Source organism: Nocardia sp. NBC_00881 (assembly GCF_045207455.1).
Lineage (GTDB): Bacteria > Actinomycetota > Actinomycetes > Mycobacteriales > Mycobacteriaceae > Nocardia.
In genome coordinates, this window is record NZ_CP108798.1 from 1,744,024 (window position 1) to 1,756,239 (window position 12,216).

The following is a 12,216-nucleotide window of genomic DNA, read 5'->3' on the forward strand; positions in this document are numbered from 1 at the left end:
GTGGCGTTTAACGTCGAGGGCCCGCCATTGTTGCAGGGTATCGGGACGCTGCTGAATTTTGGTATGGAGATGCCCGATACCAAAGCGGGGGATCTGGAGCTGTTGGCCAGGCGTGGTTTATTGGGCATGGCTCCGCGGGTGCGGGCGTTGACCGAGGCGGTTCGGAATACGCAGGGGAATGTTGCGGATATTTATGTGGGTGAGGCGACCCAGCCGCTGTTGAAGGCGTTGGGATTGCTGGAGTCGGGGGAGTTTTCGTTCGACGAATTCGCTGATGCGATGACAGAATTCGGCAACGCGGTGGTGAAGACCGCGAATGGTGTCACGAAAACGCAATTGATAATGTGGGGTTTCGCGGCGGTGACGCTGTACCTGATATGGGCGGCGCGAGCGACATTGGGGTTGACGCCGTGGGGGCGGGCGGCGTTGCCGCTGGTCGAGGAAATGATCATCCAAAAGGGCAAACAGGTTGTCGCGCAGCGGGGGGCGTTGGGGCTGGGTGAGGCGGCGGCGGCGATGGGGGAAGCCACCCGGGCCGTGGGGATGATGCAGCCGTTGCTGAAGCGGTTCGGGTTGCTGCCCGCGCTGCGGGAGACCTCCGGTGGCACGCTGGCGATGTTGCTGAGCAACAACCTGGTGAGGGCGGCGGGCAAACAGGGGCTGGTGGGTTTCGGGATCGACACGGCTGCCGGTTTGGCGTCGGGGGACGGTTTCCACTGGGATTCGGCGTTGACGATGGGGGCGTCTTTCGCGGCGGGGCCGTTGGCGGGTGGGCCTGCGGCGCGGTTTATGCAGAACTTTATGGGGCGGTTCGCGATACCGGCGTTGGCGCAGCGGGTGACAACGGGCGCGGTGGCGGGGACCGCGGCGATGGTGGGGATGGGCATCGGCGGTGCGGTGATGCAGTCGGCGCTGCATGGGACGGTGGCGTGGCAGGCGTTCGCGGCGGCGGCCGATCCGCACATGTTGCTGGCGGGTGCGGGTTTGGGTGCGTTGGGCGGGATGCGTCCGGTGCCGGAGGTTCGGGGTGCCGGGGAGGCGGGTTTCGAGGGTGGGAGGAAGTTGGCGTGGGATCGGGGTGAGCTGACTGCTGAGTCGAGGCAGGAGGGGCGGCTGCTGTATCGGCAGCTGGCCAGGGAGATGCACCCGGACGGGTTCCCGGAAGGGCCGGCTCGTGCGCAGGCCACCGGGTTTTTCCAGCGAGCCGGGGAGGTGCACCAGGAGGCGAACGCCAACGGGCGCGCCAACATGTACCACACAGGTGACGTCGCGCAGCTGAGAAAGATTCAGGGTGAGTGGACCACGGCTCGGGAGACATCCGGGTCGGGATCGCACGACGGAACTGCGCCGCGCCCGGACACCGCTACACGGACCGGCACGCACAACCTTCCCCGGCCCCCCGGATCGACGGATACCGGCACCGGCGGGAGATCGCCTGCGGTACGGGGTGATTCAGGCCCGGGTACGGCGCTGGACCGGCCATCGCAGGGTGGTGCGCGGCCGGTCGTGCCACGGCCGCCGTCGGCAGGGGCCGGTGTGGTGGCGGGTCCGCAAGCCGCGGCGCCGCCCGCCGCGCCTGCGACGCCTGCGACGCCTGCTACGCCGGTGAACCAGGCGGCTGGGCCGGCTGTATCCGGGGACCAGACTGATGGCGGTCCGGTTGTGCCGGTTGACGCTTCGGCTCCGGGGGCTGGGGAGGCGCCGGGGCGTGCGGGCAGTGACCCGAATGCCGGTTCGGGGCAGACGGCGGACCAGTTTCTGGCGGAGCTGCAGCGGACGTCGCTGGAGCGGTTGCGGGTGGATGCGGAGTTGGGGCGGGCGGCGACGGGGTTGCCGGAGGGGGAGAATCCGATGCCCGCGGCCACGGCTCGGGGGCAGCGGTCCGTGGGTCTGGACCGGGTGTTCGCCAACTTCGGGCATGGTGACAAGCCGGTGACCTGGGTGGGAGAGACCGAGGCGTTTTTCCCGGTGTCGGATGTGGGGAAGGTTCTGGCGGAAGGATTCTCTCCGGGTAACTCCGGCTATGTCTCCGGGTTCACGTCGTTGGAGCAGGCGACGAGGTTCGGTGTGAGCAACGTGGTTGTGGTGAAGGCGCCGGGCTTCATTCGGGAGGGGATTTCGGGGGAGCCGATGGCGCTGTTCGTGGGTGGGGCCGCGGAGAATTTTGTGGCGGGGTGGCATGAAATTTCCGGGGATATGTCTATTTATGTGGAGCATTCCGGTTTCGATCCGGCGCGGAAATCGGCATCTCCGGAGCCGGTGAATGCTGGGCGGCCGGAGGCGCCGGCGCAGAAACCACGCCCGGCCGATGCGCCGACCCGCCCGCAGCAGGCGCAAGTTGTGCCGACCGAGAAGCCGAAGCCACCGACGCCGCAGGAGATACAGCGAGGCAAGGACGTCACCGGGCTGACGGCCGATAAGGATCCGCTGGCGGGGGCGGCGGATCTGACCGGGGTGAAGCTGGACCATCTGCTGGCGGGTTTCGGCAAGTCGGCGAATCCGCCGACGTTCACCGACGACGGGGTGGCGTATGTGGCCGTGAAAGAGGGGAGCCCGCAAGCGCCCTTCGTGAACGGTATGACGTCGAAGACCTCGGGCGTGGTGGTGGCGTACGAATCCCCCGAGGCCGCGCGGGCGGCTGAGGGCGGACAGTGCCGGGTGTATGTGGTGCAAGGCCGGCGAGGCAGGTTCGAGCAGGAACTTCCCAATGGGGACAAGGCGTATCTGTATGTGGGGGGAATACCTGCGCACAATTTCTTCGGCCGTCTCCAATCGAATAATGACATCGGGCTGGATGTGCCGGAGTTCGAGGACTTGCCGGATGTTGCGGCGTTCGTGCCGAATCCGGGGTTCGACCCCGACCGGCAATCGCAGCCCAAGCCCGCGGTGCCGGATGCGCTGGAGGAGACCGACCGGGTTGCGCAGATACCGAACTCGGCGGATCGGAAGTGGCAGCGGCAGCAGGACAAGGAAACTGCCGCGTGGCTCGCGGATGCGTTGCGGCCCTCGGAGCAGGAATTGTATCGGGGGATGGAGGCCAGGGGGTTGCCCGCGGGGGCGGATCCGGCGCCCGCGGCAATGGATGCTCGCGCGGTTGATCCGAAAACGCTTCCCGCGTCCTGGGGGAATCCGGATGCGCCGGGTCGGGTGCGCTGGTTGGGGGAGCAGACGGGGCCGGTTGTGTATGTCCCGTTGGTAAAGGGCGAGGAGGTGTTGTTCGAGACCGGGATGGTGGGCGACGATACCGCGGGGGCGGTGTTGGGGTTGACCTCGCTGGAAAAAGCGATGGAGTTCGGCGCGGAGTGCGTGGCCGTGGTGGACGCGCCGGGTGGGTTCATCGACGAGGCGTCGGGGGTGGTGATGCTCCTGGACAGTGTGGCCGGCCGATATGTGGTGGGCAAACACGTGGTGTCCGGGAAGGGGGTGGAAGCAGTCTCGATTTTTGTGCAGAACCTTGGCTTTGTTGCGGGACGGGTGCCGCGGAAAGAAACGAAGCCGGCGCAGCCGGAGCCGTCGCTGTCCGAACAAATTTCGGATTTGGCGGCGAATATGCGGGAGTTCCGGGAGGAGGAGCGGAAGCGGGAGGCGGCTGCGCGGGAGGCTGCTGCGCGAAAAGAGGCCGAGGCGGCCCCGCCGATGGCGCCGACAGCGCAGGAGGTGGCGCGGGGGATGGAGGCGACGGGCCTGACGGTTGATCAGGATCCGTTGGCCGGGGCGGTGGTGGCCGACGGGGTGGATATGGCGGCATTGTTGACCGGCTTCGGGAAGTCGTCGACGCCGGCGCGGTATGTGGAGGAGGGTCTGGCGTATGTAGCGGTGCCGGAGGGGAATCCGGTGGCGCCGTTTGTGGATGGTGCGCACCCGGATGTGCTGGGAGTCGGCGGTGTGGTGGTGGCGTACGACTCGCCGGAGGCGGCGCGCGCGGCGTTGGGGGCTGCGGGTGCGACGGCTCGGGTGTATCTGGTGCAGGGGCGCCGGGGAAGGTTCGTGCAGGGGAATGCGCACTTGTTTGTGGGTGGGATCGCTTCGCAGTTCTTCATGGGCCGCTACCAAAACGACGACGCGGATTTGGATGTCCCCGATTTCGAGGACATGCCGGCTGTTGCGGTGTTCGTGCAGAATCCAGGGTTCGACCCCAACCCCAGGCCACGGCCGCAACCGGTGCGCCCGGCGTCCGCCGAGCCGGCATCGGCGCAGGACGGGGAGCGTGCGACGCCGCATACCGCAGATCCGCAGCGGCGCCGGCGTGCGGCGGCCGCGCGCCTGGCGAAACGGGCACAGTCCGGCACAGCGGCGACCGGCTCGGGTCTGACAGCAGATCAGGTTCTTGCGGAGTCGAAGACAGCGGCGCTGGAGCAATTCACGGCGGAAGCGGCGTTGGGGAGGGCGATTTCCGGGTTGCCCGATGGGGCGGATCCGATGCCTGCGGCAACGCCGGAGGGGCGGGCGACGGTGGGCGTGGACCGGGTGCTGGCCACGTGGGGCCGGGAGCAGGCCCCGGTGACATGGGTGCAAGACGGGGTCGAGGCATTTATCCCGGTGTCGGATTTGGCGAAGGTTTTGGCGGAGGGGATTACCCCGGGGGATCGGGGCTATGTATCCGGGTTCACCTCACTGGAGCAAGCGGAGGCGTTCGGCGCTGGCTGCGTGGTGGTGGTGAAGGCGCCGGGCTTCATACGGGCGGGATCTTCACCGAATCCGACGATGGCATTGCTCGTGGGCGGTTTCGCGGAGAATTTCGTGCTGGGGTGGCATGAAATTTCCGGGGACATGTCGATTTACGTGGAGAATTCCGCTTTCGATCCGGAGCGGGAGCCCCGCGAGCTGGCCGAGCCGGAACCGTCACTGTCCGAGCAGGTTGCGGCATTGGTGGCGGATATGCGGGAGTTCCGCCAGGAGCGGGGGACCCAGCGAGCGGAGGCTGCCCGCGCGGCGGCCGCGCGCTGGGCGGATAGGCCATCGGCACCGACGGCGCAGGAGGTGCAGCAGGGGATGGAGGCGACGGGCCTGACGGTTGATCAGGATCCGTTGGCTGGGGCGGTGGAGAAGAAGGGGGTGGATATCGCGGGTCTGTTGGGGCGCTTGGGGAAGTCGTCGACGCCGGTGCAGTACGTGGCGCAGGGAGTGGCGTATGTAGCGGTGCCGGAGGGAAATACGGTGGCGCCGTTTGTGGATGGTGTGCATCCGGATGCGATGCCGAATCTGCTGGGGATCGACGGTGTGGTGGTAGCGCACGATTCACCGGAGGCGGCCCGGGCGGCGTTGGGGCCTGCGGGTGCGACGGCTCGGATGTATCTGGTGCAGGGAACACGGGGGAGGTTCGTGTGGGGGCATATGCACGTGTTCGCGGGTGGGATCGCTCCGCAGTTCTTCCTGGGTCGGTTCGAGAACGACCTCGCCGCCCCAGCCATAGCGGACATGCCGGCTGTACAGGTATTCGTCGCCAATCCAGGATTCGACCCAGACCCGCAACCCCGCCCACATCCGGTATCGAAGCCGCAGCCCGAAGTGTCGACGGCAGCAACCCACACCGACACCGACACCACTGAGACGGATTCCGCCACCGGCCCGACCGGCTCATGGGGGTGGGTCGTGCGCAGCACACGCCCGACGGCACATGCCACAGCGCCGGTGGCGATCCCGCGTCGGGAAACCACCGCCGTGACCACACCGGACCCGGCGATGCTCGACACCGCATTCGAACAACTGCCGCACCGGTCCGGGACCACTCCCGATCCGAACGCAGACAGCCTCGGACACAGCGTAAAAATCCTCGACCTCGATACGGCCCGTACCGAACAGCCCGCCGCGGACGGGAATTCGACTCAGCCCACCGCGGACGGGAATTCGACAGCGGTCGACGGCTCCACCGGACAACCGGTGGCTGCGGTGCGCGGTCGTGCCGCACGCCGGGCCCGGCTGCGTGCCGAGCGTGAGCAGGCGGTACAGCAGGCGCGTGACGTGGTGGCCGCGGCGGCGGCGCGCGAAGGAGTACGGCTCGCCGATCTGGTGCCAGGTGCGGGTCGGGTGCGTAATGTTCGGGCCGACGCCTGGGCCCGGGCCCGGCAACTTGTCGCACTATGGCCGCGGTTGACCCCGCAGGAGCAGGCGGCATTTATCGCGGCGTATCCGGAAACGGTGTTGGGGACCGCCGGCCTGCCGAATACCGCCCGGATCCGGGCAGCCCATACGGTGGTGGACCTGATTCGGATCGAACTCGGCGACGAGCAAACGAAACACAACCCGGACACCGCGCTGATCACCGCACTGCAGACGCACATCGAGCGGGTTGAACAGTTGACCGCCGCCCTGGCCGCGGCGGACGAACCACAATCGGACAATGCAACGGTCGATGATGCTGCGGCCGCCCTGCCGACGAATTCTGATGCGGCTCCGGTCGACACGCGGGGGCGGCGACCAACTGCTCCTGCTGCGGACCCTGCTGCGCCGGTGCTGGTTGCGGGGCGTGAGTCGACGGCACTGACGACGCCGGATCCGGTGGCGTTGGCATGCCTGCAGCACCAGACTCCGGCGCGGCCCGCTGCCGCGGAACCCGATGTGGCTGATACCGATCAGCCTGCGGCGGTGGGCGCGCCCAATGATGCGTTGCCCGGTCGCGCGGCTCGGCGGGCGCGGCTGCGGGCCGAACGTGAGCAGGCAGTGCAGGACGCACGTGAGATCGTGGCAGCGGCGTTGACGCGCGAAAGGGTGCGGCTCGCGGACCTGATCCCGGGTGCGGGGCGAGTGCGTGATGTGTGGTCGGACTTCCGGGCACGGACCCGGTTGCTCATGCAGGTGTGGGACACCGGCTTCACCCCGCAGGAACGGGACGCCTTCGCCACGGCGTACCCGGAAACGCTCCTGGGCGCGGTCGATATGCCCGACCCTCTTCGGCTGCGCGCGGCTCGTACGGCACTGGATCTCAAGCGGATCGAACTCGGCGAAGTGCAGGAGACAGACCCGGATGGTCTGCTGGCCACAACCCTGCAGGCCGAGATCGACATCCTGCAGAACGCGGTAGCCGCGTTGAACGGTGGGGACGGCCTGCGATCAGACACCACCGTGGCCGATGACGCTGCGACCGCCGAGAAGGTCGACACGGTCGACAACCCGCTGCCGAGCACACCCGCGGCCCCCGATACGGGTCCGCAGCCTCCGACAGCACCCGCGGTTGCGCCGGTGGCGACGCTGGGGCGTGGGTCGACGGCGCTGTCGACACCGGACCCCGCGGCGTTGGCCGGCCTGCCCCAGCCCACCGCGGCCGGGACCGGCGCTGCCGAACCCGATGCGACCGGCGCCGATCGGCCCGCAGCCCTCGGTGCACCCGGTCGCGGGTTGCCCGGTCGCGCGGCTCGCCGCGCCCGGATGCGGGCCGAGCGCGCGCGGGCGGTGCGGCGTGCGCGCGCGGTGGTAGCGAAAGCGTTGGAGCGCGAAGGGGCGCGGCTGGCGGACCTGGTGCCCGGTGCGGGCCGGGTACGTGATCTCGAGGCCGACCGGCGGGCCCGGGCTCGGGAACTCGGGGTGCTGTGGCCGCGACTGACCGAGGACGAACGGGCCGCGTTCATTACCGCCTATCCCGACACGGTACTGGCGGCCGCGGGCTTGCCCGCGACGGTCCGTACCCTCGCCTCCCGTACCGCGCTGGACCACAAGCGGATCGAACTCGGCGATGAGCGGGACAAAGACCGGGACAAGCAGCCCGAGGAGCCCGGCGCCGATCCCGCGGTCATCACAGCTCTGCAGGCCGAGATCCGGATAATCGAGAACCTCACGGCCGAGCTGGCCGAGACCGTCGAGTTCCTCACCGAGCAGGCAGCGCAGGACGGCACGACCCCGAACACCGGCATCGCCGACGGCGACGCGGACACGCCGCTGTTGGTCGGCGAGTGCGCGACCTTTGCGGACTGGGCCTTCGCATGGGCGAACTGGGATGCCACCGGCCGGGTCGGTCCACAACCGGTGAAACCACCGCGCGGCAACCGGCTGGCCGGCGATACCGCGATCAATCTCGCGAAAAAGGTGGGCGCGAACTTCGATCGCAGCCATCATGGTCAGCTGACGATGGCGCAGCTGGTCAACTTGGTGCGCAATACCCCCGGTATGCGAGCGGCGTTCGTCGTCGAATACCGCGACGGTATCGGACACACCGGTTTCATCGCCCACGACCCGGTTCACGGGGTCGTGATCAAGCACAGCTACAGCGGCGGCAGGTACCCCCACGAGGGTATGAACGAAGTCGACGCATACCTCCTCCAGCAGTGTTACGACGGCGACGGCGAGTACACCCACCAGGGCACGGCCGCGATCGAGCTGTTCCTCCGGCTTTTCGCGGGAGAACCGCACCAGGCCACCTTTATCAAATCCCACAACGGTGTCCTCGAACACCCCCTCGAACCAGGCGAGGAACCCAGCGCACTGCACGGCGTGCACATGCCCCGCGAGGACACCCTGCTGTTCGGTGCGCCATGGGAACGACATGTCGTCGAGGTCGCGCGTTCGGGGTCGCGATCGCGGTGGGGGCCGGACGCAGCCGTCCTGATCACCAATAACGGCGATACCGCCAAGCACGGCCACGGCAACGAGGACGCGATGGCGTTCGCGGTCGGAGAAATCGACGGCCAACCAGCGACCGTGCTGGCGGTCGGCGACGGCGTCACCTCGCGGAAGCATGGAGAGAAGGCATCCGAACTCGTCGTGCAGACGATCCGCGACACCCTGGCAGTACAGCTGCAGGCGGGTGTCGCACCCGAAGCGGCGATGCGGCTGGCGTTCGAGGAGGGCATGGATGCGATCGAAAACCTGACCGCCGCCGAGTACGCGAACCTGAACCCGGGGCAGCGGACGCCCGGGGCTTCCGCGGCGGCGGCGATCATCCTGCCCGGAAAGATCATTGTCGGGAAATTCGGTGACGTCGAAGTGCTTTCGGTGGACCCGGATGATCCGATGGCAGGCGCCGAAATACTGGATCCGGTGGATCCCACCGATATCGAGCACCACTATTTCGCCGCGGAGAAAAAACTCCCGGCGGATCCGACGAGCTACATCAAGACGTTCGAAGTCGAAGGCAACCGGGTCATCGGGGTGTTGACCGACGGAATGCCGTTGTACGCGTTCGCCGACGCGGTCAACGCCCATCCCGATGATCTACAAGCGATCGCAGTCACCATGGCCGACCAGGCCTTGGTCGACGGCGGACCCGACAACGCCACCGGCGCGGTCGCGGCATTTCCGCCGCCACCCGCGCAACCTGGCGAATGGGTGCTGTCGAAGCATCCCCTTGCGTTGGAATCCCTCGAACGGCAACGACTCTCACCGGGCCCGGGAGACGAACGCTATGTGTCCACCGCGCTGTTCGATAAGGCGCTGCCGGGCAAACCGCCGCATAAGCTGCTGAACCTGGGGTCGGTCGCAGCGCTCAGCCACATCGGTGATCCAGGGTTACATGGGCACGGCAATCAGGACGATGTCCAGATCGCTGTCGTCGAGCACAACGGCGAACCGATCGAGATCGCGATCGTGTGCGACGGGGTATCCGGATCGCCGCAGGGACACACGATCGCCGAACGGTCGGCGAAAAGGGCACTCGCCCACGTGAAAGCGGGTATCCGCGCTGCCGACGGGCGGGTGCTCGACGCACGCCTGATCGCCGAGCGGGCGGTCGATGCGGTGCAGGCCGATGCGGACGCGATGCCCGACAGCCCCAACCCGCCTGCCACCACGATCGTGATCGGCATCGTGCAGCGCGGCAAAGCCAGCTTCGCCTGGGCCGGGGACAGCCGAGGCTTCGTCGGGACGAAACGAGTGACCGAGGATCACTCGAAACTCAAAATGTATGCCAAGACCAAAGGGTTGTCCCCGGCCGAGGCTTTGGCGAGCTTCGGCAAGGACGTATTCCAGCCCGCGCACGTCATCGGCAAAGGCAAGGGGCCGCAGGGAAAAGCGGTCTACAGCAAAGAAGTCGAGCTGGACCCCCACCGCAAGGTCATCGTGTCGATCGGCACAGACGGCTTCACCGACAGCCGCGACCCCGACCAGGTCGAGGAAATCTACCAGCACAATCCGCAGCAGCCGCAACAGATCGTCATCAGGTTGGTCGGCCTGGCCCGCGCCAAGGACCCCGGCGACAACATCACGGTCGCGGCCATGGTGCATCCGCCGCGCCCGGCCACCACGAACGAGCAACGGCTGCTGCCAGTACAAGCCAACACGGTTACCGCACCGCAGTATCCGCCGGTCGGGCCGCCGGTCGACCCTCGACTGCAGCAGGAAACCCAAGACCTGCTTCGCGAACGCAACCGGCTCGCCGCGCGGGTCCCCGCCGCCCGCAGACAACTCGCACGCATGGCGTTCAACGGACACATCAACCTCGACCAGCTCGGACCGATCCAGGGTTGGGCCGCGGTGTTGCGAGCCCGCGCTGCCAACACCGAATCCGAGCCGACGCAACTTATGCTGGCGATGGCCAACGTCGTGGACAAATACCACGAAAATCACGATCAGCTCGACAAGATCGACGCCAAACTGAACCTCGGCACCACCGACGCCGCGATGCTGTGGACACAGCCGCGCGAGATGTGGATAGACGAACCCAACCAGTGCCTGACCGTAGTACAAGCCGATATCGCCGCGGTCGGCGGCCGCACCGATATGTGGATACAACCCGCCGATCCGGTGCGCGGCACCCCCTTCAGCCACGGCGCGGCGGGCCTGGCCACCCCCGAACAACGCGACAACCCCATTCAGGGCCAATGGTGGGCGAACCGCGCCGCGGCGGACGCAGGTCTACGCGCCCGCGGCAAAGCCATGGACCTGGCACACCCCAACCCCTGGAACCCCGGCGGCAACGGGATCAAAATGCTGCTGGCCTTCCCGACACACGCCGCCACCCACCAATCACAAGCACCCGGCTACCACGCAGTCTGGCTGATCCGACACATCGTCAACGGCGTGGAACGCATCGAATACCGCGACCCGATCAACGGCCGATTCATCCGAGACTGGAAACCACCCGAGGGCGGCCCACCAGTAATGGTGCTGCACATGGACCGCCGCGGCACCCCAGTCCACTGCAACAACCCAAACCCGCCGACCACCATCCCACAGGACGAAATCTACGTCGGCGCATCATCCGGCGACGGACTCGGACCCGAAATCGCCCAGCTATACAGCGACACAGTGCTACAGCGGATGGTGTCCGGCGAGGTTCTCGACACCGAGGGACGGGAGTTCCTGGACTACCCGAGGAAAGTCGGGCCGGAAGACGTTGCGCTGCTGGACCATCAGCGGTGGCGGCTGGCCGCCGAATTCGCCGACAGCCGAGGTGCAGTCCCGAGGCTCATGTCCCCGGAGGTGGTGCGGGAACTGGTTGCTGCCGAGGAGCGCAACAACCCGGTCGGGACCCGGCTGCACGCGCTCGACACGGTGCTCGACCACGCCAAGAAATTCATCTGCGCCGACGCCCTGGCCCGTGGCATCGAAAAGCTGGAGCAGGATCGAGCCGAGGCGGATGCCCGCCGCAACGATCCGGTGGAGCCGGATCCGGCTCATTGGCAAGAGCGATTCCGTTGGCTGAACATCCGGGTCGGCTGGCTTATGCAGGTCGCCCCGCACTTCCGCGAGCAGCGCGGCGGTACCTGGATCACCGATCGCGAGTCCGGGGCATACGAGTGGCTGGCGCAGAACTCCGAAGGACGAGACGCCGCGGTGTTGCTCTGGGCGGCGAAGTTCGGCAGGAACCAACCCGGAATCCGGGGCAGCTGGGCGCTGCCGCCGTGGAGCCAGCTGCTGCCGGGCCAGCGTGCCCTGCTGACCGAACAGTTGCCCGGCTGGGTGGCGGCGACCGACGGCACCTGGTGGTGGGATCGAGGCCGGGGCAACCACGCGGTGTCCGCCGTCGAACGCGCCAGGCTGGAAGCACAAGGACCGAACCTCGCCGGGGACGGGCCGCAATGGCTGCAGGTTTTGGACGGGCGAGCCCGGGCGTTCTTCGACGCGCGCAGCCGGGGCGAGGCGGCCAATCGGCCGGTAGCGGTTCTGGTATCCGACGTGCCGCTGCCCAATGTGGTGTCCGATGTGCCCCGCGGCGTGCGCGGGCGGTTGCTGTGTGTCGTCGGTCCGCCCACCGCGACGACGATCCGACTGGAGGTGCTGGGCCATCATGCCGAGGAAACCGTGCCGGACATCATGGGCGACGCCATGGCTTGGCTGGACGAACAA

The 12,216-nt window shown here is 67.6% G+C and carries 1 protein-coding gene (only partly in view); it reads left to right on the forward strand.

What is annotated here, in order from left to right; genetic code table 11:
- Positions 1-12,216, forward strand: the 5' end (the start) of a protein-coding gene (locus OH799_RS07070) for a LuxR C-terminal-related transcriptional regulator (RefSeq protein ID WP_406276896.1). The gene runs 37,335 nt beyond the window's last position; 12,216 of the gene's 49,551 nt are visible here — the first part of the coding sequence; the start codon lies at positions 1-3; the stop codon falls past the right edge of the window.